18 protein-coding genes are annotated in these 24,292 nt (G+C 67.2%); 11 read left to right on the top strand and 7 right to left on the bottom strand.

The window, feature by feature from the left end; translation table 11 throughout:
• Positions 1–91: 91 nt before the first annotated feature.
• On the bottom strand, positions 92–2,512 hold the full coding sequence (locus tag HCU64_RS16305; protein WP_233385156.1) for a penicillin-binding protein 1A: 2,421 nt from the start codon (positions 2,510–2,512) through the stop codon (positions 92–94).
• Positions 2,513–2,701: 189 nt separating this feature from the next.
• Positions 2,702–3,988, bottom strand: a complete 1,287-nt coding sequence (locus tag HCU64_RS16300; RefSeq protein ID WP_442785976.1) for an N-acetylmuramoyl-L-alanine amidase — start codon at positions 3,986–3,988, stop codon at positions 2,702–2,704.
• A gap of 728 nt (positions 3,989–4,716) precedes the next feature.
• On the opposite strand from HCU64_RS16300, the gene HCU64_RS16295 reads away from it, so the two are divergent.
• The gene (locus tag HCU64_RS16295; RefSeq protein ID WP_233385155.1) at positions 4,717–7,590 is read left to right on the top strand and encodes an Rne/Rng family ribonuclease; all 2,874 of its coding nucleotides are present in this window, start codon (positions 4,717–4,719) and stop codon (positions 7,588–7,590) included.
• A 335-nt stretch (positions 7,591–7,925) separates the two neighbouring features.
• Positions 7,926–9,197 (top strand): methyl-accepting chemotaxis protein, encoded by a 1,272-nt coding sequence (locus tag HCU64_RS16290; protein ID WP_233385154.1) that lies wholly within the window; start codon positions 7,926–7,928, stop codon positions 9,195–9,197.
• Positions 9,198–9,206: 9 nt separating this feature from the next.
• Here HCU64_RS16290 and HCU64_RS16285 read toward each other — a convergent pair whose 3' ends face one another.
• Positions 9,207–10,373: an aminotransferase class I/II-fold pyridoxal phosphate-dependent enzyme gene (locus HCU64_RS16285; RefSeq protein ID WP_233385153.1), complete on the bottom strand. Its 1,167-nt coding sequence runs from the start codon at positions 10,371–10,373 to the stop codon at positions 9,207–9,209.
• 72 nt (positions 10,374–10,445) lie between these two features.
• Positions 10,446–10,814 carry an MmcQ/YjbR family DNA-binding protein gene (locus HCU64_RS16280; RefSeq protein WP_233385152.1) on the bottom strand — a complete coding sequence of 123 codons (369 nt, stop codon included), beginning with the start codon at positions 10,812–10,814 and terminating at the stop codon, positions 10,446–10,448.
• Between the two features lie 162 nt (positions 10,815–10,976).
• On the opposite strand from HCU64_RS16280, the gene HCU64_RS16275 reads away from it, so the two are divergent.
• The 6 genes from HCU64_RS16275 (at position 10,977) to aat (ending at position 15,345) form a co-directional block, all read left to right on the top strand.
• A complete protein-coding gene (locus tag HCU64_RS16275) occupies positions 10,977–11,756 on the top strand; it encodes a DsbA family protein (RefSeq protein ID WP_233385151.1) in 780 nt (259 codons plus the stop codon).
• Between the two features lie 119 nt (positions 11,757–11,875).
• Positions 11,876–12,337, top strand: a complete 462-nt coding sequence (gene aroQ, locus HCU64_RS16270) for a type II 3-dehydroquinate dehydratase (RefSeq protein ID WP_233385150.1) — start codon at positions 11,876–11,878, stop codon at positions 12,335–12,337.
• A gap of 11 nt (positions 12,338–12,348) precedes the next feature.
• Positions 12,349–12,831: an acetyl-CoA carboxylase biotin carboxyl carrier protein gene (accB, locus tag HCU64_RS16265; RefSeq protein WP_233385148.1), complete on the top strand. Its 483-nt coding sequence runs from the start codon at positions 12,349–12,351 to the stop codon at positions 12,829–12,831.
• Position 12,832: 1 nt separating this feature from the next.
• Complete coding sequence (accC, locus tag HCU64_RS16260) at positions 12,833–14,188, top strand: acetyl-CoA carboxylase biotin carboxylase subunit (RefSeq protein WP_233385145.1); 1,356 nt, start codon at positions 12,833–12,835, stop codon at positions 14,186–14,188.
• 105 nt (positions 14,189–14,293) lie between these two features.
• The gene (locus tag HCU64_RS16255) at positions 14,294–14,584 is read left to right on the top strand and encodes a hypothetical protein (RefSeq protein ID WP_233385144.1); all 291 of its coding nucleotides are present in this window, start codon (positions 14,294–14,296) and stop codon (positions 14,582–14,584) included.
• Positions 14,585–14,670: 86 nt separating this feature from the next.
• Complete coding sequence (gene aat, locus HCU64_RS16250) at positions 14,671–15,345, top strand: leucyl/phenylalanyl-tRNA--protein transferase (RefSeq protein WP_233385143.1); 675 nt, start codon at positions 14,671–14,673, stop codon at positions 15,343–15,345.
• On the opposite strand, the gene HCU64_RS16245 is transcribed toward aat, so the two are convergent.
• The 3 genes from HCU64_RS16245 to HCU64_RS16235 form a co-directional block, all read right to left on the bottom strand.
• A complete protein-coding gene (locus tag HCU64_RS16245) occupies positions 15,342–16,013 on the bottom strand; it encodes a DUF2155 domain-containing protein (protein ID WP_233385142.1) in 672 nt (223 codons plus the stop codon). The two genes, aat and HCU64_RS16245, sit on opposite strands and share 4 nt — an antisense overlap.
• A gap of 227 nt (positions 16,014–16,240) precedes the next feature.
• Positions 16,241–16,657 carry an NADH:ubiquinone oxidoreductase subunit NDUFA12 gene (locus tag HCU64_RS16240; RefSeq protein WP_233385141.1) on the bottom strand — a complete coding sequence of 139 codons (417 nt, stop codon included), beginning with the start codon at positions 16,655–16,657 and terminating at the stop codon, positions 16,241–16,243.
• A 112-nt stretch (positions 16,658–16,769) separates the two neighbouring features.
• The gene (locus HCU64_RS16235) at positions 16,770–17,747 is read right to left on the bottom strand and encodes a LysR family transcriptional regulator (RefSeq protein ID WP_233385140.1); all 978 of its coding nucleotides are present in this window, start codon (positions 17,745–17,747) and stop codon (positions 16,770–16,772) included.
• A gap of 109 nt (positions 17,748–17,856) precedes the next feature.
• Between HCU64_RS16235 and HCU64_RS16230 the strand changes: the two genes are divergently transcribed.
• The 3 genes from HCU64_RS16230 to HCU64_RS16220 all read left to right on the top strand — a co-directional run bounded on the left by HCU64_RS16230 (position 17,857) and on the right by HCU64_RS16220 (position 24,033).
• Complete coding sequence (locus tag HCU64_RS16230; RefSeq protein WP_233385139.1) at positions 17,857–18,603, top strand: SDR family oxidoreductase; 747 nt, start codon at positions 17,857–17,859, stop codon at positions 18,601–18,603.
• A gap of 24 nt (positions 18,604–18,627) precedes the next feature.
• On the top strand, positions 18,628–19,530 hold the full coding sequence (locus tag HCU64_RS16225) for an SDR family oxidoreductase (protein WP_233385138.1): 903 nt from the start codon (positions 18,628–18,630) through the stop codon (positions 19,528–19,530).
• A gap of 771 nt (positions 19,531–20,301) precedes the next feature.
• Complete coding sequence (locus tag HCU64_RS16220; protein ID WP_233385137.1) at positions 20,302–24,033, top strand: vitamin B12-dependent ribonucleotide reductase; 3,732 nt, start codon at positions 20,302–20,304, stop codon at positions 24,031–24,033.
• The last annotated feature ends 259 nt before the right edge of the window (positions 24,034–24,292 follow it).

Raw genomic sequence — 24,292 nt, 5'->3', positions numbered from 1 at the left:
TGTTAAAAATCGTCTTTAAGCGCCTGTATCGGAATAAAAAAGAGAGGGCGCCTGCCCTCTCTTTCCTGCTTTGCTTTCAGCCGGCACTGGTTCAGTACACTCCACCGGTCTGCGCTGCGGCGCCAGCGCCGTCGGGTACGGCCGTCGGGGCTTCGGGCCTTGCGACATAGGCATCCGGCGGAGCCGTGCCCGGCTTGAAGGCCTCCAGGATGGTGCCTGCCCCGTCACCCGCGCCGGCGCGAGCGCCGGAGCCCGCGGCGACGCGGATCAGTTTGATGCCAGGCGGCACCCGGAACGGGGTCGGCGGCTTGTCCTTGAGGGCGACCTTCAGGAAGTCGAGGGCGATCGGCGCGGCGAGGCCGCCACCGGTGGCGCGGTCGCCGAGCGAGCGCGGCTTGTCGAAGCCGAGATAGACGCCCACTGCGAGATCCGGCGAGAAGCCGACGAACCAGGCGTCCTTGGCATCGTTGGTGGTGCCGGTCTTGCCGGCCAGCGGCTTGCCGATCTGCTTCAGGATCGTCGCGGTGCCGCGCTGGACCACGCCTTCCATGATCGAAACCATCTGGTAGGCGGTCAACGGATCGAGCACCTGCTCGGATTCGTCGACGAGCTTCGGCTCGTCCTGGCCGGACCATTTCTCGGCCTCGCAGCCGATGCACTTGCGATTGTCGTGCTTGTAGATCGTCTCGCCTGTGCGGTCCTGGATACGGTCGATCAGGGTCGGCCGGATACGGCGGCCGCCATTGGCGAGCATCGAGTAGGCGGTAACCATCCGCATGACCGTGGTCTCGCCGGCGCCGAGCGACATCGGCAGAACGGGGAGCAGGTCGTCGTAGACGCCGAAGCGACGGGCATATTCCGCGATCAGCGGCATGCCGATGTCCTTGGCGAGCCGAACGGTCATCAGGTTTTTCGAGTGCTCGATGCCGTAGCGCAGCGTATGCGGGCCGCCGGATTTGCCGTCGTAGTTCGAGGGTGTCCAGGCTTCCTGGCCGGGACCGGCCTCGATGGTGATCGGCGAATCCTGCACGATCGACGAGGGCGTGTAGCCGTTGTCGAGCGCGGCCGAGTAGACGATCGGCTTGAACGACGAGCCGGGCTGGCGCATCGCCTGCGTCGCGCGGTTGAACTCGGAATCGTCGTACGAGAACCCGCCGACCATGGCGTAGACGCGCCCGGTATAGGGTTCCATCGCGACAATGGCGCCGGAGATCTCGGGCTTCTGACGCAGCCGGAACCGCCCCTGGCCGCCCTCGATCGCCTCGACATAGACGATGTCGCCGGGGCTGAGCGCCGATGCGACGCTGCGACCGGTCCATTTCACGCCGTCCGGCCCGATGATGCCTGTCTCCCGGTCCTTGCTGACGACGTTGCCGGCTTCGCGCTTCGGCTGAAGACCGATCTGGGCGTTGCCGCCCTGCGTGCTCAGAACCACGGCGACGCGCCAGGGCGCGATGTCGTTGAGGAGCGGCACCTCTGAGACGGCGAGCCCCCAGTCGCGGCCCGTCAGGTCGACCTTGTGGGTGGCACCGCGCCAGCCATGCGACTGGTCGTAGCGCACCAGCCCATCGACCAGCGCCTTGCGCGCCCAGCCCTGCATCTTGGGATCGACGGTGGCGCGGACCGAGAGGCCGCCCTCGTAGAGCTTGGTCTCGCCGTAGCGCTCGGCGATCTCGCGGCGGACCTCTTCGGTGAAGTAGTTCGACACGGCGGCGTTCGGGAAGGCGACGCGCGGGTTGACGCCGAGCGGCCGCTTTTTGGCCTCGTCGGCCTCCTGGGTGGTGATGTACCCGTTCTGGGCCATCAGGCCGATGATCTCGTTGCGGCGCGCCAGCGCCTGCTGGGTGCGGCGATAGGGGTGGTAGTTGTTCGGCCCCTTCGGCAGGGCGGCGAGATAGGCCGCCTCGTTGATGGTCAACTCGTGGACCGACTTGCCGAAATAGTCGAGCGCGGCTGCCGCGACGCCGTGCAGGTTGCGTCCAGGCACGATGGTGCCGAGGAAGATCTCGTTGAGATAGAGTTCGAGGATCTTGTCCTTCGAGTACGTCGACTCGATCCGCAGCGCGATCAGCGCTTCCTTGATCTTGCGATCGTAGGTCTGCTCGCTCGACAGCAGGAAGTTTTTGGCGACCTGCTGGGTGATGGTCGAGGCGCCCTGCTTCTTGCCCGACGAGGCGTTGGTCACGAAGGCGCGCACGATGCCTTCGGGATCGATGCCGCCGTGCTTGTAGAAGTTCTTGTCCTCGGCCGAGAGGAAGGCTGCGACGACGACCTTCGGCATGGCCTGGATCGGCAGGTAGAGCCGGCGCTCATGGGCGTATTCGGCGAGCAGCGAGCCGTCTGCTGCGTGGACGCGGGTCATCACCGGTGGCTCGTAATTCGCGAGCGCGGCGTGGTCCGGCAGGTCTTGGCTGTACTTCCAGTAGAAGAACGCCCCGATCACGGCCGCGACCAGGAACAGCACGGTGCCGGCCGAGAACAGGATCCCGAAGAACCGCAGGATGAATCGCATCCGGATGTCCGTTTCGTCGCTTGGCCGCCCGTCGACGGTCCTGAGGGCCGGCGTCGGGACGATGCGGCCTCGAAGGGCTGTGGCGTCGGCGCGGTCGCGAGCCGTTCAGGCAGCCTCGGCCCGACCGGGCTCGTTCGGCGCCGTATCGACACTGGTTCTATGGTGAAACTGCGGCGGGCGCGACGGCTCTCAGCGCTGCCGCGGCATCTTCCGGCCGCTGGCGCCTGGTCCGAAGGGCACTGAGCCGGTGGTGCTCGGCGGCGCGCCGGTCGGCTGGGCCGAGGTGGCGCGACCGGCGAAGAACAGGTCGATGGCCTTGGCCATCGAACCGGTGACGCCGGCACGCCATTCGTCGGATTGCAGTTTCTCTAGATCGCTCTTGCTCGACAGGTAGCCGAGTTCGACCAGAACCGAGGGCACGTCCGGCGAGCGCAGCACGACGAAGCCGGCCTCGCGATGCGGCTTCGTGCTCATCTCCATCACCGGCGAGAGCTGGCCCATCAGGCGGTGCGCGAAGCTCGAAGAGAAACCTCGCGTCTCCCGCAACGTGAGCTCCGCCAGGATGTCGGTGACGTCGGCCGGCCCGATCGCCGAGTCGGTGCCGGCTGCGGCGTCGGCTTTGTTCTCGCGCTCGGCGAGCTTGGCGGATTCGGAATCGGTCGCCTTCTCGGAGCCCGTGTAGATAGTGGCGCCCTTCACCTGCGGCGCGGCCGAGATCGAATCCGCGTGGATCGAGATGAACAGGTCTGCCTTGGCGTCGCGGGCAACACGGACCCGCTCGCCGAGGGGGACAAACACATCGCGGTCCCGCGTCATGGTCACGCGATAGCGCCCGGACGCTCTCAGCCGGTCGGCCAGCGAGGTCGCGAAGCCGAACACGATGTCCTTCTCCTGCACGCCGGTCTTGGCGATCGCTCCCGGATCGGTGCCACCATGGCCGGCATCGACAACGACGAGAGGCCGGCTGTCGAGTGCCTCGACGGGTGGCGCTTTGCGAAGGGACGGCGCGGGATCGCTCGCCACGGCCGCCTTGCGGAAAGCCTCGCGTTCGGTGCGCCGAAAGGCGATCGAGAGCAGCGTCGCGCCGTCGCGCCGCGTCTTCGTCTCGACCCCGTCGACCACTGCCGGTCCGGCGAGATCGACCACGATGCGTGAGCGACCCGGCGCGAACAGGCCATAGCGGTAGGAGGTGACGACGCCCTCTCGCTTGGAGCCTGCCTCGGGCGCGATCTGGAAATTGACCTCGGGCAGGTCGATCACCGCCCGGTCCGGCCGCTCCATGACGAAGGCATGGGCCTCGACGGGCTTGGACAGGACGAGGGTCAGGGTGGTGGCGCCGCCCTGCGCGGCGAGTTCGGCGCCGATCGCCACGGCGCTCATCCGGCCCTTGTCGTTGTCCTGGGCATGGGCCGCCGCGCCGACGAGAAGCGTCAACGCGAGGATCACGGTCGGGACGGAGCGGGCGCGTATCGGCATCGGGAGGCGTCGGGAGATCCGCGGGGCCTTTCCTCTACGAGATAGGACGATCGTGGTTAACCGGACCTTTCCGGCCAAGTCGAGGCCCGAAACGGAACGCTGCCGTGGGGTGACGCTTTGGCAAATGCGGGATCGCATGGGCGGTCACATGGAAACGACTGGCAAACCAAGTTGTCGCGGCAGACTCTTGCCAAAAGCCCGTTATGAACGCTAATGAAACTGACCCCATCCGGTCCCGACGGTCATCGTTGCGGCCTTCGGACGCGGAAGCCCCCTCGCGTTCCCTCGCGCCCGGCTCCTCGTGGTGATCTTCGGACATGTTTCGAGGCTGGATCGGAGTCGGCAAGCATGGCGAGCCGTTCTCTCGCCGTACCTGTTTCGAGTGACATGCGGCCGGCATAACCGGCCAGGAATCTTCGTGAGGCCGGAAGGGATGGGAGGACACACAGCATCGGTTGCCGTTGCTTGTGCTCCCCGCGCACGCCTGTCGCGTCGCGCCGTCTCCTCTCTCCCGCCGGCCATGTTCAACCCCAGATGCGCCGATCGCCGGCGCCCATCGGCGGTTGACGGCAAACCCCTTTCCCGACGCCTCTCGCCCCAGAGCCCCCAGGCCTCGGCGACGAGCCCGGTACGCGCCCTCCCCGTTTCGGCCTCGCGGCCGCGGAAGGCGCCGCCGGGACGGCAAGGTCCAAGGAGTGTCCCGTCTGCCGCCATGTCGAAAGTTCGTCATGGCCAACACCAACAAGATGCTCATCGATGCGACGCACCCAGAGGAGACCCGGGTCGTCACGGTTCACGGATCTAAAGTCGAGGAATTCGACTTCGAGTCCGCCAGCCGCAAGCCACTGCGCGGCAACATCTATCTCGCCAAAGTGACCCGGGTGGAGCCTTCGCTCCAGGCTGCCTTCGTCGAGTATGGTGGCAACCGGCATGGCTTCCTCGCCTTCAGCGAGATTCACCCCGACTATTACCAGATCCCGATGGCCGACCGCCTCGCTCTGATCGAGGCGGAGAAGCAGGAAGAGGAAGAGCACCACGAGCGCGAAGAGCGCCGCTCGCGGGGCCGTCGCCATCGCGGGCGCCGCGCCGAGGCTGCCTCCGCCAAATCCGACGAGTCGGTGAGCGTCGAGGACGATCAGGCGCCCAACGCGGAGGAGCGCACGGCTGAAGCTGCCGAGGCTGCCGAGACTGCTCCCGAGGGAGAGGAGGCGGCTCCCGCCGCCGAGGCCGGATCGGAGTTGCCGGCCGCCGTGCTCGATCCCGCCTCCCGCACGGAAGGCGAGGCCGAGGGAGAGGCCGGTGAGGCTGCGGCAGCCGAGTCGGCGCCCGAGCCAGCCGAGGTCGCCGCGATCTCAGAGGCTCCGCACCCCGCCGAAGCGCCGACTGCATCCGACGCGACCGCTTCTGCCGAGGAGGACGAGCACGACGAGTCGGATGAGGACGAAGACGAGGACGAGGATTCCGACGACGACTCGGATGACGACGAGGACGACTCGGATGACGAATCCGAGGACGAGGACGGCGAGCCCCGCGTCGCGCAGATCGGCGGGGCTGGCGATGCGATGGCCGAGCTCCCCGAGCGTCCCCGCGCCTATCGCCGCCACTACAAGATCCAGGAGGTGATCAAGCGTCGCCAGATCATCCTGGTCCAGGTCGTCAAGGAAGAGCGCGGCACCAAGGGCGCGGCGCTGACCACCTATCTGTCGCTCGCCGGACGCTATTCCGTGCTGATGCCGAATACCGGCCGCGGCGGTGGCATCTCGCGAAAGATCACGTCGGCGGCCGACCGCAAGCGTCTGAAGGAGGTCGTGGCTGATCTCGACGTGCCGGAGGGCATGGGCATCATCCTGCGCACGGCCGGCGCCTCGCGCACCAAGCCCGAGATCAAGCGCGACTTCGAATACCTGATGCGGCTCTGGGAGAGCGTGCGCGAGTTGACGCTGTCCTCGACCGCGCCGGCGCTGGTCTACGAGGAGGGCTCGCTGATCAAGCGGGCGATCCGCGACCTCTACAACAAGGAGCTGGAGGAGGTCCTGGTCGCAGGTCCCGACGCCTATCGTGAGGCGAAGGAATTCATGCGCATGCTGATGCCGGGCTCCTCGAAGGTGGTGAAGCCCTACACCGACACGGTTCCGCTCTTCGCCCGCTACGGCATCGAGCAGCAGCTCGACGCGATGTTCTCGACCCACGTCACGCTGAAATCGGGCGGCTACCTCGTGATCAACCCGACCGAGGCCCTCGTCTCGGTCGACGTGAACTCGGGCCGCGCCACCCGCGAGCACGATATCGAGGACACCGCACTCAAGACGAACCTCGAGGCGGCCGACGAGGTCGCCCGCCAGGTGCGTCTGCGCGATCTCGCCGGCCTCGTCGTGATCGACTTCATCGACATGGAGGAGAAGCGCAACAACCGCGCCGTCGAGAAGCGCCTCAACGAGGCCCTCAAGAACGACCGTGCCCGCATCCAGGTCGGCCGGATCTCACCCTTCGGTCTGCTGGAGATGAGCCGCCAGCGCATCCGCACCGGCGTGCTCGAATCCTCCTCGATCCCCTGTGCCCATTGCGGCGGTTCGGGCATGGTGCGCGCCGCCTCGTCGGTGGCGTTGCATATCCTGCGCTCAATCGAGGAGGCGTTGGTCAAGAGCAGCACCCATAACCTCGTGCTGCGGACCCGCACCGAGGCCTGCCTCTACATCCTCAACCAGAAGCGCGCGCATCTCTACGAACTGGAGTCGCGGTTCGCCGTCACCGTCACGGTTGCCGCCGATGACCGGCTTCCGGCGACCTCGCCGTTCCAACTCGATCGCGGCGAAATCGCCGTGAAGTCCGCCGCGCCAGTGACCGGCGTACGCGCCGTCGCCATCTCGCCGACCTACGAGGTCGAGGACGACGAGATCGAGGACGAGATCACGGAGGATGCCGAGGCAGACGCCGAGACGGAGTCGAAGGATGGCGCCGAGAGCCGCGAGGCCGGAGGCGAGTCCAGCGACGAGAACGGCCGTCGCCGTCGCCGCCGTCGCCGCCGTCGTGGCGGCCGGGGCGGTGCGGAGGATGATCGCGCTCGCGGTGACGACGAGGGAGACGAGTCCGGCGAAGCCTCTGAGGATGCCGAAGAAGGTTCCGAGACCGAGGTCGCTGCCGGTGCCGAGGCTGACGAGACCGTCTCTGAGAGCGACGGCGAGAGCGAGGGTGACGGCGCGCGTCGCCGCCGCCGGGGTCGCCGCGGCGGTCGTGGCCGCGAGCGTGGCGGCCGCGGCCGTTCGGATCGGGACGACGAGAACGCCTCCGAACAGCGCGAAGCCGGCGAGTCGGTTGCCTCCACCGAGGAGCCGGTCAGTGCCGAAACGGTGATCGCCGTGTCCGCCGAGGCGGCCCGGGAGACCGTTCTGGACGGCGCCGAGCTGCCCGCGAAGGACGAGGCTCCGGTTCAGGACGTCGTCGATCTCCCCGTAGAGACCGCGCCGGCTGCAGAAGCGGCTCCGGCACCTGCGCCTCAGCCCCTGCCCGAGCCTGTCGCCGTGGCCTTGACGCCGGTAGACCCCGACCGTCCGAAGCGCGCCGGCTGGTGGTCACGCACCAAGGCAGCTTTGACCGGCGAGTAGGACGCGATCGGCGGCACAGTTCGCCGATTGGGCCCAAACTGACGAAGCACCAAAGATGCCGAGCCGACCTGTCGGCTCGGCATCTTCGCTTTGGGCCTTGGCGCCGCCAGCGCTCTGGCCGCCGCAGCGCATCATCCAAAAATCACTCTATGTTGTTGGGATGGGCTGCGTGCACATGCAACTGCCCCATGTCGCTGAAAGTTTTGCGATGCATCATTGCATCAATATTACCTTTCAGTCGCGGGCGGCCCTCCGTTAACCTCGGATTTGCAACTGAGGACTAACGATGAACCTCGTCGCGCCCGTCTGTTCGGCCGATGGGAGATGCCAACATCATGCTCGGACGTTTCCGCAAGCCTCGCCTTATCATGGATGCGGCGGCCAGCTCTGCGTCCGCCCCGGTCGAGGAGCGCGCTCTTGCGCCAGCTCCCGTTGCCGAGCCTGCCCCTCCCGCGATCGATCTCGATCTCCTGGCCCGTCAGGCCAACATGGCTGCCGACGCTTCCGAGGCGGGCATGGCGATCGGCTGGCTGACCCACGACGCAGCCCAGATCGCCGACCAGGCACGCACCATCGCTGCCGCAAGCGAGGAAGTCGCCGTCTCGACAGTCGAGATCGCCAGCCGCTCGCAGAACGCTGCCGCCACTGCCGAGCGCGCCCGCACGGGCATCGCCGACTGCGCCGGAGATATCGCCCAGGCCGGCGCTCGCATGAGCGCCATCGAGACCCATGCCGGCAAGATCGCCGGTTGCCTCGCCGCTTTCGAGCGGGCTGCCACCCAGATCGAGGAGATGGCGAGCGCCATTGCTGGCATCTCGGCCCAGACCAACCTGCTCGCCCTTAACGCCACCATCGAGGCAGCCCGCGCCGGCGAGGCCGGCCGCGGCTTCGCGGTGGTCGCCGGTGAGGTCAAGGCTTTGTCCGGCCAGACCGCCAAGGCCACGGAAGAGATCCGGACGCGGCTCGACGGCCTGCGCGGCGAGCTCGCTGCCATGCGCGACACCGTCACCCATACCCGCGAGGCCGTCGCGGCCGGTGCGGGCGCCGTCCAGCGCGCGAATCTCCGAGTCGAGGCCGAGAGCGGCGCCGTCGCCGAAGCCGCCGCCGAGATGCGGGCCATCGCCGACGTCATGGGCCAGCAGCAGCAGGCTACCGGCGAGATCTCGTCGAGCGTCGAGCGCATCGCTGCCGGTACCGCGAAGGCGCGCAGCGAGATTTCTTCGGCGATCACCCGCCTCGTCGGCCTGGAGACCACCAGCCGGGCTCTGCTCGATGTCGATGCCGCAGACAAACGCCCCATCCTGCTGGCTCGACTGCCGGCCGACATCGCGGCTTGGAAGCGCGGCCTGGCCTCGGTGCTCGTCGGGCTCTCGCCGGCCGATCTCGCTGTGGCGCGGCGTCCGGGTGCCGATGCGGCGGCCGAATCCGGTCTCGACAGCGCCCTTCGCGGTGTCCTCGGTGAGGCGGAGCGTCAGGCCAAGCTCATGGTCGAGAGCGTCAAGGCCCAGGACTGGGGCGTCGCCACGACCGCATTCCAGGGCTTCGAAGGGGCCTGCGCCGAGGCTGTGCGCCTCTCCGGGTCAGCGGCGAGCCTGCGCGCCGCCTGAGCGGGCGCGTCAAGCGAGCCAGGTTCGTAGCCGCCGCACCGCTTCGACGCATTCCGCCCGACAGCCTGCGAACGAGAAGCGGACATGGTGGTGGCCCTGCACCGGGTCGAAATCGAGCCCGGGTGTCGCCGCCACGCCCGCCTCCTCAAGCATGCGACGGCAGAAGGCGGTGGCGTCGTCCGTGAGCCGCCCGACATCCGCGTAGAGGTAGAACGCGCCGTCCACCGGATGCGTCTCGCCGAGGCCGAGGCCCGGCAGGGCGTCGAGCAGAATCGCCCGGTTCTGCGCATAGCCGTCGCGGATCGCGCCAATCTCGTCGAGGGTATCGAAGGCGGCGAGTGCCGCGACCTGCGAGAGGTAGGGCGCTGAGATATAGAGGTTCTGCGCCAGCCGCTCGATCGGGCGCACCAGGGCTTCCGGTACCACCATCCAGCCGATGCGCCAGCCGGTCATGCAATAGAACTTCGAGAACGAGTTGATGATGACCGCGTCCGGGTCGAACTGCAGCGCCGTCGCTGTCGGCACGCCATAGCTCAACCCGTGATAGATCTCGTCCGAGATGAAGGGGAGGCGGAGCGTCTTCGCCGTCGCGCAGAGCTCGGCAAGGCGGGCCGGCGCGATTACCGTGCCGGACGGATTGGCCGGACTCATCACCAGCACGCCGTCGAGGCCGCCCTGCCCGTGCACGTCCTGGATCAGGCCGCTCGTTGGCGCGAAGCGGTCGGCGCGCTGCAGAACCATTGGCACCGGCACCAGATCGAGCGCGGTGAGGATGCTGCGATAGGCGGGATAGCCCGGCTGAGGCACCCCGACCCGAGCACCTGCATCGAACAGCGCAAGGAACGATAGGATGAACCCGGCGGACGAGCCTGTGGTGACGACGACGCGCTCTGGTGGAACAGTGACGCCGTAGGTCTCGGCATAGTGGCGCGCGATACGCTGGCGCAGAGCCGGCATACCGAGCGCTTCGGTATAGGGGACGCGTCCGTCGCTAAGGGCCGCTTGCGCTGCGGCGATGACCGCTCGCGGGGCCGGCGCCGACGGCTGGCCGACCTCCATGCGGATCACGCTCTCGCCGCTGCGAGCCTTGGCGGCAGCCGCAGCCATCACGTCCATGGCGAGGAAGGGGGCCACGGCTTGGGCGCGCCGCGAGATTGTTTCGAAAGTTTGGCTCATCGGGCTTCGATCGGGCGATATGCGCCCGCTGGCAAGGGCCGGACGGATCACGGGCACGATGAACGGTACGCCTCAGCCCTCGCCGCTTGTGGGTTGCGGCACCCTCGCGGCCAACCGCTTCGGCGCGATCAGGCGGTAGCTGCGGGTGACGAGCGCTTCGACCTCCGACCAGTCCGGGCTGTCGTCCAGTCGCATCCCGATCCAACCCTTGGGGCCGACATAGGGCGGCGCGAAGAAGCGGCTCGGGTCGGCGCCGATCAGGATTTCCTGCGCGTGCGCGGGCGCCTTCATCCAGACCGAGGGACGACCGTCGCCTTTGCGGGGCATCGCGAAGATCTTCTCCCGCACCCGGAAGGTCGGGCCGCCGAAGGTCTCCTTCTCGGTCGCCTCAGGCAGCGCAAGGCAGATCTTGCGCAAGCGCGCGACGCCGTCATCGCTCATGGCCGAGGCTCCCATCCGTTCGTCGCAGGAGTTCTATCCGATCGCGCCGTGATTTGACCCCGCGCCGCGAAAACGCCTAACCCCTCCTCTATCGCAGGCCCGGAAGCGCGCCGCGTCGCAGCCGCCGTTGCGAGGCCCGCCTTGAATTCTTCGAGGACATCGATGCCCCTCCTTCGTTCCGCCTCAGCGTTCGCCCTCGCTGCCGCTCTGGCTCTCGGCGCCGTTTCATCCGTCTCTGCCGAGGATGCTCCGGTCTTCAACGACGCCCAACGCAAGGCGATCGAGTCCATCGTCAAGGACTACCTCGTGAAGAACCCCGAGGTGCTCCAGGAGGCCGTCGCCGAAGGCGAGCGCCGCGCCCAGGAGACGCAGAAGCTCGCGCAGGCCGCCGCCCTCAAGGAGGCGAGCGCGACCCTGGTCGACTCGCCCCACAGCGTGGTCGCCGGCAACCTCCAGGGCGACGTCACCCTGGTCGAGTTCTTCGACTACAATTGCGGCTATTGCCGCAAGGCGCTCTCCGACGTGCAGACGCTGATGAAGAGCGACCCAAAACTGAAGGTCGTTCTCAAGGACTTCCCGGTTCTCGGCAACGAATCCGTGGAAGCCAGCAAGATCGCCCTCGCCGCCAAGCAGCAGCTCAAGGGCGACAAGATGTTCGACTTTCACGTGAAGCTTCTGGAGAGCAAGGGCCGCGTCAACGGCGAGCGGGCACTGGCCGTCGCCAAGGAATTCGGCCTCGACGTCGAGCGCCTGAAGAAGGATGCCGCCGGCCCCGAGGTGAAGGCTGCGCTCACCGAGAATATGGGTCTCGGCGACAAGCTCAGCCTCTCGGGCACGCCCGCCTTCATCATCGGCGACGAGATCCTGCCGGGTGCCGTGGGCGTCGATCCGATGAAGAAGACCATCGCCGACGTGCGCCAGTGCGGCCACGCCAGCTGCTGATCACGGCCGATCCGCGACGGGACTACGGGTGCGTGGCCCCTTGTCGCAGCCTTCACCGGTCGTCTAAGACCGGCATCGTCACGGCCGGGTCCGCCTGGCCGCCACAGCCTTAAGGGCCCATGCTCGCCATCCACGTCCTCAACGGGCCGAACCTCAATCTGCTCGGTCGCCGCGAGCCGGTAATCTACGGCAGCACCACGCTGGCCGAGATCGAGCGGGATTGTGCGGTACGGGCAGGCGAGCTCGGCATCGCGCTGACCTTCCGGCAGACGAACCACGAGGGCGAACTCGTGAGCTTCGTTCAGGAGGCGGGCGAGGCGGGGGCCGGCGTGTTGATCAACGCGGCCGCCTACACCCACAGCTCGATCGCGCTGCGCGATGCGATCGCCGGGTCCAAGGTCACGGCCGTCGAGATCCACCTCTCGAACGTGCATGCCCGCGAGGAATTCCGCCACGTCTCGTTGATCGCTCCGGTCTGTGCCGGGGTGGTCTGCGGCTTCGGCGCCTATAGCTACCGTGCGGGGCTCGACGCCCTCGCGCATCTTCTCCGGGGGCGCCAGCCCCCCTCCCCCGACGCATAAGACGGCAGGCGATGGCCAAGAGCGAACCCTTCGATCCGGACCTCGTACGCGAACTCGCCAAGATGGTCGCCGAGACGGATCTCACCGAGATCGAGGTCGAAAAGGGCGATCTGCGCATCCGCGTCGCCCGCAAGATCGAGCAGATCGCCGTGCAGGTCTCGCCGTCGGCTTCTCCGATCGCGGCTGCCGCGCCGGCTCCGGCCGCCATCGCGACCGCTTCGGCCCCTGGCACGCCGGCGCCTGCCAAGGGCGCGGCCCATCCCGGAGCGGTGCCCTCCCCGATGGTCGGCACGGCTTATCTGCGCCCCTCCCCCGAGGCGAAGCCGTTCGTCGATGTCGGCTCCAAGGTGGCGGCCGGCGACAAGGTGCTGCTCGTCGAGGCGATGAAGACCTTCAACGAGATCGTCGCTCCGCGCGCCGGCACCGTCACCGCGATCTTCGTCGAGGACGGCACTCCCGTCGAATTCGGCGAAGCTCTCATGGTGATCGAGTAGAATGTTCGACAAGATCCTGATCGCCAACCGCGGCGAGATCGCGCTGCGGATCCTGCGGGCGGCCAAGGAGCTCGGGATCGCCACCGTCGCGGTCCACTCCACGGCGGATGCCGACGCGATGCATGTGAGGCTTGCCGACGAGAGCGTCTGCATCGGGCCGCCGGCGGCGCGCGACAGCTACCTCAACATCCCCTCGATCATCGCGGCCTGCGAGATCACCGGGGCCGATGCGGTGCATCCCGGCTACGGCTTCCTATCCGAGAATGCCCGCTTCGCCGAGGTGCTCTCCCACCACAATATCGGGTTCATCGGCCCCAAGGCCGAGCACATCCGGGTGATGGGCGACAAGATCGAAGCCAAACGCACGGCGAAGCGTCTCGGCATCCCTTGCGTGCCGGGTTCCGAGGGCGGTGTCACCGATACGGACGAGGCCAAGCGCGTCGCCGCCGAGATCGGCTATCCGGTGCTCGTGAAGGCTGCCTCCGGCGGCGGCGGGCGCGGCATGAAGGTCGCCCGCACCGAGGCCGATCTCGAGCAGGCGCTCACCATGGCTCGCACCGAGGCCAAGGCCGCCTTCGGCGACGATGCGGTCTACCTCGAAAAATATCTTGAGAAGCCGCGCCATATCGAGGTGCAGGTTCTCGGCGACGGACGCGGCAACGCCATCCACCTCGCCGAGCGCGATTGCTCGCTGCAGCGCCGGCACCAGAAGGTCTGGGAAGAAGGCGGCTCGCCCGCTCTCAATGCCGAGATGCGCGCCGAGATCGGCGGCATCTGCGCCAAGGCGATGCAGGAGCTGAGCTATCTCGGTGCCGGCACCATCGAGTTTCTCTACGAGGACGGGCGCTTCTACTTCATCGAGATGAACACCCGCATCCAGGTGGAACATCCGGTCACGGAGATGATCACCGGCATCGACCTGGTGAACGAGCAGATCCGCGTGGCGGCAGGCAATCCGCTCTCGGTGGCGCAGTCGGACATCCACGTGAACGGCCATGCCATCGAGTGCCGGATCAATGCCGAGCATCCCTCGACCTTCCGCCCCTCCCCCGGCCTGATCACCTATTTCCATCCGCCGGGCGGCCTCGGCGTGCGCGTCGATTCCGCGGTGTTCCAGGGCTACCGCATCCCGCCGAACTACGACTCGCTGATCGGCAAGCTGATCGTACACGGGCGGACCCGGAACGAGTGCCTGATGCGGCTGCGCCGGGCGCTGGACGAATTCGTGGTCGACGGCGTCGACACCACGCTGCCGCTGTTCCGGACGCTGGTGCGCAATGCCGACGTCCAGAACGGGCTCTACGACATCCACTGGCTCGAGCATTTCCTCGAGCGCGAGGGCCTCGACGAAGGCTGACATCGGCCATGCGGGAACAGTGAGGCTTCGCGACGGTTCCTCGGGCATCCGGACGGCGAGCGGGGTCACGCTCGTGACGTCGTCCATGTCCGATGGAGTTTCCTCGTGTTTCGTTCGACTTCCGCCGTAGCTGCTCTGCTCATCACGGCTGCGCCTGCCTTCGCCCAGAGCGATCGCGGCAATGCCGCTCAGCCGAACCAGCCGGTTCCGCAGACGGGTCAGACCTCGGGTGGCCCGCGCCAGACGCCACCAGCCCCCGAACCGATGCCGCGCGCCGGCGTCAGCGACCCCGCCGCGGGCACCGGCGCCATCGATTCCGCCAAGGGCGGCAATGCCGCGCAGCCCAACAAGCCTGTGCCGAATGTCGGTGGCACCTCGGGCGGCCCGGCACGCTGACCGAACCGGCGCCGCCGGCCCGATGACGCGGCCGGCGGCGCTGATTCTTCGCTGGCGCTCGTGAAGCGGGCGAGCGAGAAAAGGGGATGCACGATCGGATCCCCGTCGAGATCACGCCGGACATCCTGCTGAAGGCCTATGCCGCCGGCATCTTTCCGATGGCGGAGGATGCCGACGATCCCACGATCTATTGGGTCGAGCCCCGCGCGCGCGGGGTTCTGCCGTTGGATCGCTTCCATGTGCCACGCCGTCTCGCCCGTACCGTGCGTTCCAACGTGTTCGAGGTGGTGAGCGACCACGACTTCGACGCCGTCATCGCCGGCTGCGCCGCGCCCCGGCGCGAGACGAACCGCACCTGGATCAATGCCCGCATCCGCGACCTATACGGCGCGCTGTTCGATGCCGGTCGTTGCCACACGGTCGAGGTCTATGCCGAAGGTCGTCTGGTCGGCGGCCTCTACGGCGTGTCGCTCGGGGCGGCCTTCTTCGGGGAGAGCATGTTTCACGAGGTGCGCGACGCCTCGAAGGTGGCGCTTGTCCACCTCGTCGCGCGGCTGCGTGTGGGCGGCTATCGCCTCGCCGACACGCAGTTCCTGACCGACCATCTCAGCCAGTTCGGCGTCGAGGAAGTACCGCGGCACGTCTACAAGCGCCGCCTGAACGAGGCGGTCGCACGGGAGGCCGACTGGGCGGTCTGGCCGCGTGACCGAGCCGTGAGCGGAGCGGACGTGCTCGCAGCGCTCGGTCCGGAGCCGATCTAGCGGAAGATCCGGTCGAAGATCGATTCCGGCTCGCGCGGAGCGGGCGGACGTTGGGCGGCAGCCGTCGGACCCTCGTTCGTCGGGAAGAACTTCCGGGAGGGCTTCTGCTTCGGCTGCACGGGCACACCGCGCGGCCCCTCGACGTCGACCTGGCCCTGCTGGTTCATCTGGGCGGCCGCCTTGGTCGGATCGTTGCCGCGATCGCGCTTCTTCTTTTCGGCGCGTGAGGCCAGGGCCGGAGTGTCCTCCTGCTCCTTCACCTCGGCGATCACGTCGGTGCCACCCTTACAATCGACGAGCCAGACGTCGTAGATCGGGTGCTCAATCGCGTGCAGGCCGGGGCTGGAGGCAAACATCCAGCCGGTGAAGATGCGGCGGTACTTGTTGTCGAGCGTGACCTCGTCGACCTCGAGGAAGGCCGTGGTCTTCGGGGTCTCGGTGGGCGGCCGCGAATAGCAGACACGCGGCGTGAGCTGCAGGGCGCCGAACTGCACGGTCTCGTCGACGGCCACCTCGAAGGACACGATCCGGCCGGTGATCTTGTCGAGGCCGGAGAACACCGCCGTGGGGTTCTTGATCTTGTCGGCCGAAGCCGGGCTCGCGGCGAGGCCGAGAACCGTCGCCAGGAGAACGGTCGAGCGGAGAAGACGTGCGGTTCTGCGGCTCAAGGCGCGCCCCTCTCGAGACTGTGCTGGGCGTGAGGCCGGAGCTGCGCCGGCATGGGGCGCTCTAGACACGGTAAGCTTGGTGGAAAAAGGGCGGCCAAGAGCAGGCTACGAAAAAGTGGACACAGCCATTTTGCGTGAAGCCTGCTCTAACTCTTTGAGTCGATCACGATTTCTGCGCCCGATCGGTCTGATCAACCGCAACGTGATCTGCCCGCAGGCAGCCGACTTCAGGCTCCCGGCGACCACGGCACGTAATCGCCCGAGGCCGGGGCAGCGGCGCCGCGCGCGAGCTGCGAGCCTGCCGGGCGGTAGGCGGCGGTGGTGCCAGTGAGGTTTTCGAGATGCGGCTTCTGCCACTCGCGGGGATGGTAATCCTCCTCGCTCGGGGGGATCTCGCCGTTGTGGCAGAGCCAGGCACGCCATCCGGGCGGGACGCGCGAGGCATCGGCATAGCCGTTATAGACGACCCAGCGCCGCTCCGGCCCGACCGAGCGGTCGATCAGGGGGCCAAGCGCTTTGTAGTATTTGTTGCCGAGTTCGTCGGCTCCGACGTACTGCCCGCTGCGCGCGGTCATGAGTGCCAGCGAAACGGTCTGCCCGTTCCACCAGGTGAAGATGCGCAGGAGCGTGTCCTTGAGGGCCATGATTCCTCGGTCGCAGGCGCGGGCCAGCCGTCAGCGCCGCCCTTATGAGCGGGGCATCGGCGCAAGTCCAGCGTCGCGCGGCGGCGATCCGGGCCGAGAGGAGCGGACCTCGTCACCGTTCGGCGCGATGATCGCGAGCCCCACGGCTCGCGGGCGCTCTCCGCTCAGGTACCCGCGCAGCGCGCTTCTCGGCGAGGAAGCCGGTCATGTACTCGGTGGCGAAATCAACGAAAGTCCGCACCCGGAGCGGCAATCTGCGCTGCAGGGGATAGACGACATGCGCCGGCAGAGCGCTGGCGTGCCACTCTGGCAGCACGCGCACGAGACGGCCGTCGGTGAGATCGTCCTCGACGAGCCAGTCTGGCATGATCGATATGCCGAGACCCATCCGGGCCGCTTCACGGAGGCTCGTAACGCCCTCGGAGGTCATGACCGGCTCGATGTCCAATCTGCGCTCGTCGCGGTCGGAATGCAGCTCGATCAGCTTCGTCCCGCCGAACTGGGCGTTGTTCAGACTGAGCCAGGGCCAATCGCGGAGATCCTCCGGATCCCGGGGAACCGGTCTGCCGGTGACGAGCGACGGCGATGCGACGAGATGGCGTTCGATGTGACCGACCGAGCGGGCCACGACGCTGTCGTCGGTCAGACTGCCCGCAATGACGCCGGCATCGCAGCCTTCCTCGATCATGTGCAGAGGCCGGTTGGAATAGGCGAGATCGAAACTGACGGCGGGATGCGCCTGGATGAAGCTTGCGATCAGCCGGCTTACCACGCTCTGGCCCCAGTCGATCGTCGAAAAGATCCTCAGATTGCCTTGGATCGCGGTCTGGTCGTTGCGAAGCCTCTGCTCCGCCTCCTCCGCCATCTCTAGGATCGATCGAGCGTCGACAAGGAAGCGACGGCCGGTATCGGTCAGGCTCATCCGGTGGGTGTCCCGGCGCAGCAGGACCGCGTCGCACTGATCTTCCAGGCTCTTCAGCTGGCGGCTGAGCCAGGATTGCGTCACCTGCAGCTTCACAGCTGCCGCGGAGATGCTGCCGCTCTCCACGATCGTGACGAAGCTCTTCAGCAGGGCAAAGTCTTTGAACATGCTTATTCGCTATACGAATAAGCGACAGTCGTGCCAGTCGTCTACCGCACGAACTTGCCCCGGCACATCTCACGTCCATCGGGATTGAGACCAGACACAGGAGGCAGACATGTCGAACACGGCGCAGGGCAGCAGGGTCGCCATCGTCACCGGGTCGTCCAAGGGCATCGGGGCGGCGGTCGCCGAGCGTCTGGCCAGCGACGGCCTGGCGGTCGTGATCAACTATGCGAGCGGCGCGGAGCCGGCCGAAAAGCTCGTGGCGAAGATCCAGGCGGCAGGCGGCCGAGCGATGGCCGTCAAAGCCGACATCGGCAACCTCGCCGAGGTGCGGGCGCTCTTCGCCGCGGCCGAGGCGGCGTTCGGCGGCGTCGACGTCCTCGTCAACAATGCCGGAATCATGAAGCTCGCGCCCGTCGCCCAGACCAGCGACGAGCTCTGGAACCAGACCATCGCGATCAACCTCACCGGTACGTTCTACGCGCTGCGCGAGGCGGCCCAGCGCCTGCGCCAGGGCGGCCGGATCGTCAGCTTCTCGTCGAGCGTGGTGGGACTCTACCAGCCGAGCTACGCGGCCTATGCGGCCACGAAGGCCGGCGTCGAGGCGATCACGCACATCCTGTCCAAGGAATTGGGACCGAAGCGGATCACGGCGAACGTCGTCGCGCCGGGTCCCGTCAACACCGATCTCTTTACGCACGGCAAGACCGAGGACGACATCAAGCCGATCATCGGGCGGACGCCGCTCGGTCGGCTCGGCGAGCCGCGCGACATAGCCAACACGGTCTCATTCCTGGTGGGACCCGATGGGGCCTGGATCAACGGTCAGGTCCTGCGTGCCAATGGCGGCATCATCTGAGCCCAGCGGACGAGGAGCTTCAACATGAGCACAATCGCGCTCGTCACCGGCGCCTCGAGCGGTTTCGGCCGCATGATCGCCGAAGACCTCGCCCGGTCCGGACTGATCGTCTACGCGTCGATGCGCGGCACTGCCGGCAAGAATGCCGGGACCGTCGCCGACATCGCGGCCTGGGCCGCGCGAAGCCGCACCGACCTGCGGACCATCGAACTCGACGTTCGGGAGCAGCTTTCCGTCGATGCCGCAATCGAGCGGATCATCGCGGAGCATGGCCGGCTCGACGTGCTCGTCCACAATGCCGGCCACATGGTGCTCGGGCCGCTCGAAGCGTTTTCCGCCGAGGAGCTCGCCGCACTCTACGACGTCAACGTCCTCGGCACACAGCGCGTGAACCGCGCCGTGCTGCCTCACATGCGGGCGGCCCGCGACGGCCTGCTGGTCTGGATTTCGAGCAGCAGCGTGATGGGCGGCATCCCTCCTCTGCTCGGGCCGTACTTCGCCGCGAAGGCGGGCATGGATCAGGTTGCGGTCTCCTATGCGCGTGAACTGGCGCCGTTCGGCATCGAGACGACGATCGTCGTGCCCGGTGCCTTCACCTCGGGCACGAACCACTTCGCCAATGCCGGCACCCCGGCGGATCAGGCACGCGCCGAGGACTACACGGCCGGCTGGCCGAGCGACTTCGCCGACAAGATGGTGAGGGCTCTCGCCGCGACGGTGCCGCCGGAGGCCGACCCTGCCGAGATCGGCCGTGCCGTCGCCGAGATCGTGCGGATGCCCAAGGGCAAGCGGCCGTACCGCGTGGTGATCGATCCGGCGAGCGACGGTGCCGTCGTCGGGTATGCCGTCGTCGACCGGCTGCGCGAGCAGTTCCTCGACCGGATCGGCTTCCCGGAGCTGCGCCGCCCCACGGCCCTCACGGCCTGACGGGCGCCCCGATCGTCGCCGTTCTCGCTGGTCGAAAAGGCGTCGTGAGGGCGGCCCCAGAGCGCAATTTAGCGTGCTTGTCGCGCCTCCGGGACCATCAGACGCCGACACTGCATGGGGGCGGCCACTCTTCTCTTCGGCAGGCCGAACGAAGCTGACGGGCGCTGTTTGCGCCTCCGAGACGGACGTCAGGAATCACGGCGCTCCGCCCACGGTGTGTGCCGCCGTGAGCGCCCTCCAAATATCACCCGCGACTCGTCTCCGACCTCCGAATCTCCGAGCCTCCGGTGAGTCGATCCGCTCCGAGCGGCGACGTCGCGACATGGATGCGTTTCCGCCCCCAAACCCTGTCGCATATCCGCCACGCCCACCTCCGCGATCGACGGCATTTTAGCGGCGTTCGTCACTGCCCGTTCGCGATGCTGTGGAGCAAAAATTTTATCGAACTCAAACGGTGAAGCCGGATCGACACTTAGCTGGCACCGTGAGTTATCCACAGGATTTGCGGCGCAGACCACAACATCTAGCGCCGCTTCCTCGTTCCAACACCACTTATTGACGTCCGGAATCTACCAGGGTTAGTGTTCGATCAACGCTTCGGCTGGGCTGAAACGGGGTTGTCGAGTCCCCGTCCGGCCATCGCAGCGGCGATCGACAACCGGTGGGTTCGTTGTCGGCGCCGTGCTCCGGCCGGGTGTCAGCCAAACGTTCAGTCCATGCCGGCATGTCCGCCGGCAGGGCGCGCCACGCGCGTCGAGGGGGAAGCGATTCATGCGGTTCGAGCGGCGTTACACCACGGCCAACCAATCCCCGTACGCGGCCATCGCGTTCCGTGAGGCGGTGAGCGAAATTCGCAATCCGGACGGCTCGGTCGTCTTCCGGCTGGACGGCATCTCCGTGCCTGAGAGCTGGAGCCAGGTCGCTGCCGACGTGCTCGCGCAGAAATACTTCCGCAAGGCCGGCGTCCCCGCGCGCCTCAAGAAGGTCGAGGAGAACGACGTTCCCTCCTTCCTCTGGCGCTCCGTCGCGGACGAGAAGGCCCTCGCCGAGCTTCCCGAGGCTGAGCGGATCGGCTCCGAGATCTCCTCGACCCAGGTCTTCGATCGGTTGGCCGGCTGCTGGACCTATTGGGGCTGGAAGGGCGGCTATTTCTCCTCGGAGGAAGACGCCTCGGCCTTCATGGACGAGCTTCGCTACATGCTCGCCAAGCAGATGGTCGCGCCGAACTCGCCGCAATGGTTCAACACCGGCCTGCACTGGGCCTACGGCATCGACGGCCCCGGCCAGGGCCACTTCTACTGTGACTGGAAGACCGGTGAGCTGACCCGCTCGTCCTCGTCCTATGAGCATCCGCAGCCGCATGCCTGCTTCATTCAGGGCGTCCAGGACGACCTCGTGAACGAGGGCGGCATCATGGACCTGTGGGTCCGCGAGGCGCGCCTGTTCAAGTACGGCTCGGGCACCGGCTCGAACTTCTCGATGCTGCGCGGCGAGAACGAGAAGCTCGGCGGCGGCGGCAAGTCCTCCGGCCTGATGAGCTTCCTCAAGATCGGCGACCGGGCTGCCGGCGCCATCAAGTCGGGCGGCACCACGCGCCGCGCCGCCAAGATGGTGATCGTCGACATCGACCACCCGGACATCGAGGCTTTCATCGACTGGAAGGTGAAGGAGGAGCAGAAGGTCGCCGCCCTCGTCACCGGCTCGAAGGTCGTTTCCAAGCACCTCACCGCCGTGATGAAGGCCTGCAGCCAGTGCGAGGCCGAGGGCGACGCCTGCTTCGACGCCGAGCGCAACCCGGCTCTCAAGCGCGAAATCAAGGCTGCCCGCAAGGCGATGGTGCCGGATTCCTACATCAAGCGCGTCGTGCAATTCGCCAAGCAGGGCTTCACCAAGCTCGAATTCCCCGTCTACGACACCGACTGGGATTCCGAGGCCTACCTCACGGTCGCCGGCCAGAACTCCAACAACTCGGTCTCGCTCACCGACGACTTTTTGCGCGCGGTGGATGCGGACGGGGAGTGGAACCTGACCTCCCGCACCACGGGCAAGGTCGTGAAGAACCTGAAGGCCCGCGATCTCTGGGAGAAGATCGGTGAGGCCGCCTGGGCCTCGGCCGATCCGGGCCTGCACTTCAACACCACGATGAACGACTGGCACACCTGCCCGCAGGGCGGCCGGATCCGGGCTTCGAACCCGTGCTCCGAGTACATGTTCCTCGACGACACCGCCTGCAACCTGGCCTCGGCCAACCTGCTGACGATGTACGACCGCGCCACCAAACACTTCGACGTCGAGGCCTTCGAGCACCTCAACCGCCTCTGGACGGTGGTGCTCGAGATCTCGGTGATGATGGCGCAGTTCCCCTCGAAGGAGATCGCCGAGCTCTCCTACCGCTACCGCACGCTGGGTCTCGGCTACGCCAATATCGGTGGCCTGCTCATGACCATGGGCCTGCCCTACGACTCGAAGGAAGGCCGCGCGCTCGCCGGCGCGCTCACCGCGATCATGACCGGCGTGAGCTACGCCACATCCGCTGAGATGGCCTCCGAGCTCGGCCCCTTCGCAGCCTATGAGGACAATGCCGACGCGATGCTGCGGGTGATCCGCAACCACCGCCGCGCTGCCCACGGCGAGGCCAAGGGCTACGAGTTCCTCTCGATCGCGCCCGTCCCGCTCGACCACGCCAACATCCCGCAGGGCGATCTCGGCGCCCATGCCCGCGCCGCCTGGGACCGCGCGCTGGAACTCGGCGAGGCCCACGGCTACCGCAACGCCCAGGCGACGGTGATCGCGCCGACCGGCACGATCGGCCTCGTCATGGATTGCGACACCACCGGCATCGAGCCCGACTTCGCCCTGGTGAAGTTCAAGAAGCTCGCCGGCGGCGGCTACTTCAAGATCATCAACCAGGCGGCCCCCGACGCCCTGCGGGCGCTCGGCTACCGCGAGAGCGAGATCGCCGAGATCGAGGCCTATGCCGTCGGCCACGGCTCCATGGGCCAGGCCCCTGCGATCAACCCAGCGAGCCTGCGGACCCGCGGCTTCACCGACGAGAAGATCGCGGCGGTGGAGAAGGGCCTGAAGTCGGCCTTCGACATCAAGTTCGTGTTCAACCGCTGGACGCTCGGCGATGACTTCCTGAAGGACACCCTCAAGGTGCCCGCCGAGAAGCTGGCCGACCCGACCTTCGAGCTGCTGCCCTTCCTCGGCTTCTCGAAGAAGGACATCGAGGCCGCCAACATTCACGTCTGCGGAGCGATGACGCTGGAGGGCGCGCCCTTCCTCAAGCCCGAGCACTACGCGGTGTTCGATTGCGCCAACCCGTGCGGCCGCACCGGCAAGCGCTACCTCTCGGTCGAGAGCCACATCCGCATGATGGCTGCCGCGCAGCCCTTCATCTCGGGTGCGATCTCCAAGACCATCAACATGCCCAACGACGCCACCGTCGAGGATTGCAAGGCGGCCTACCGCCTGTCCTGGACCCTGGCTCTGAAGGCCAACGCGCTCTACCGCGACGGCTCGAAGCTCTCGCAGCCGCTGAACTCCGCCCTCATCGCCGACAACGACGACGAGGACGATGCCGTCGAGGCCGTGATTCAGGCCCCGGCCGCCGCCAAGGCTGCCGTGGTTGCCGAAAAGATCGTCGAGCGGGTGATCGAGCGCGTCGAGCATATCCGCTCGCGCGAAAAGATGCCCGACCGCCGCAAGGGCTACACCCAGAAGGCCGTGGTCGGCGGCCACAAGGTCTACCTGCGCACCGGCGAATACGACGACGGGCGGCTGGGCGAGATCTTCATCGACATGCACAAGGAGGGCGCTGCCTTCCGAAGCCTGATGAACAACTTCGCCATCGCGATCTCCCTCGGCCTCCAATACGGCGTGCCGCTGGAGGAATACGTCGAGGCCTTCACCTTCACGCGCTTCGATCCGTCGGGCTTCGTGCAGGGCAACGACGCGATCAAGAACGCGACCTCGCTGCTCGACTACGTCTTCCGCGAACTCGCGATCTCGTATCTCGGCCGCACCGACCTCGCCCACGTCAACCCGTCCGAGATCGGTGGCACCGCGCTCGGCGGCGGCGAGGGCGACACGACCCGCGAGGCCGGCAAGCCCGGCCCGGCTGCCTCCAGCGTGGTCTCGCGTGGCCTGCTGCGTGGCTCGGCCGACCGGCTCACCCTGATCCAGGGCGGTCCCGGCTTCGCGACCACGGGCGTCGGATCGGTCAGCGCCTCCGCTCCGGCCGGCAACGTGATCCACGCCACCCGTGGCGCGACCGCGCTGAAGGCTGAGCCGGTCGAAGCAGGCCATGCCGAGACGATCGCGGACACCCTCCCCTTCGCCAAGCCCGAAAAGGCCGAGCGCACGGTCGCCGACCGCCGCGCCGAGGCAAAGATGAAGGGCTATGTCGGCGAGGCTTGCCCCGAATGCGCGAACTTCACGCTGGTTCGCAACGGCACCTGCCTGAAGTGTGACACCTGCGGCGGCACGACCGGCTGCTCATAGTGTGACGACTGTGATCTAGCCATTCAGAGAGACGAGCTTGAGAGGCTTATTTGCCGAAATGGCTCTCAAGTAAGTTTCGATGGCATTGGTTCTTCGGGCGGCCCGATCCGGGCCGCCCAAATCCTAACGCGAACGAAACATGAATATTTCCGAGCTTGATCGGCTGCGCTGGCGAGCGCCACGATGATCGCTACCGAGATCGAGCGTAAGCCGCCCGATCAGACCGGCTTCGCCGTTCATCCGCGCAGGAAGTGGCAGA

The sequence above is a fragment of the Methylobacterium sp. C25 genome, assembly GCF_021352225.1.
Lineage (GTDB): Bacteria > Pseudomonadota > Alphaproteobacteria > Rhizobiales > Beijerinckiaceae > Methylobacterium.
The sequence above is the reverse complement of the archived record's forward strand: the minus strand, read 5'-3'. Positions and strand labels throughout refer to the sequence as shown.

Excerpts from the sequence above, each read along its gene's own strand:
- HCU64_RS16300 (WP_442785976.1), bottom strand. The coding sequence starts at position 3,988 with ATGCCGATACGCGCCCGCTCCGTCCCGACCGTGATCCTCGCGTTGACG.
- HCU64_RS16295 (WP_233385155.1), top strand. The coding sequence starts at position 4,717 with ATGGCCAACACCAACAAGATGCTCATCGATGCGACGCACCCAGAGGAG.
- HCU64_RS16285 (WP_233385153.1), bottom strand. The coding sequence starts at position 10,373 with ATGAGCCAAACTTTCGAAACAATCTCGCGGCGCGCCCAAGCCGTGGCC.
- HCU64_RS16290 (WP_233385154.1), top strand. The coding sequence starts at position 7,926 with ATGCTCGGACGTTTCCGCAAGCCTCGCCTTATCATGGATGCGGCGGCC.
- HCU64_RS16220 (WP_233385137.1), top strand. The coding sequence starts at position 20,302 with ATGCGGTTCGAGCGGCGTTACACCACGGCCAACCAATCCCCGTACGCG.
- HCU64_RS16280 (WP_233385152.1), bottom strand. The coding sequence starts at position 10,814 with ATGAGCGATGACGGCGTCGCGCGCTTGCGCAAGATCTGCCTTGCGCTG.
- HCU64_RS16225 (WP_233385138.1), top strand. The coding sequence starts at position 18,628 with ATGAGCACAATCGCGCTCGTCACCGGCGCCTCGAGCGGTTTCGGCCGC.
- HCU64_RS16240 (WP_233385141.1), bottom strand. The coding sequence starts at position 16,657 with ATGGCCCTCAAGGACACGCTCCTGCGCATCTTCACCTGGTGGAACGGG.
- HCU64_RS16275 (WP_233385151.1), top strand. The coding sequence starts at position 10,977 with ATGCCCCTCCTTCGTTCCGCCTCAGCGTTCGCCCTCGCTGCCGCTCTG.
- aroQ (WP_233385150.1), top strand. The coding sequence starts at position 11,876 with ATGCTCGCCATCCACGTCCTCAACGGGCCGAACCTCAATCTGCTCGGT.
- aat (WP_233385143.1), top strand. The coding sequence starts at position 14,671 with ATGCACGATCGGATCCCCGTCGAGATCACGCCGGACATCCTGCTGAAG.
- accC (WP_233385145.1), top strand. The coding sequence starts at position 12,833 with ATGTTCGACAAGATCCTGATCGCCAACCGCGGCGAGATCGCGCTGCGG.
- HCU64_RS16305 (WP_233385156.1), bottom strand. The coding sequence starts at position 2,512 with ATGCGATTCATCCTGCGGTTCTTCGGGATCCTGTTCTCGGCCGGCACC.
- HCU64_RS16230 (WP_233385139.1), top strand. The coding sequence starts at position 17,857 with ATGTCGAACACGGCGCAGGGCAGCAGGGTCGCCATCGTCACCGGGTCG.
- HCU64_RS16235 (WP_233385140.1), bottom strand. The coding sequence starts at position 17,747 with ATGTTCAAAGACTTTGCCCTGCTGAAGAGCTTCGTCACGATCGTGGAG.
- accB (WP_233385148.1), top strand. The coding sequence starts at position 12,349 with ATGGCCAAGAGCGAACCCTTCGATCCGGACCTCGTACGCGAACTCGCC.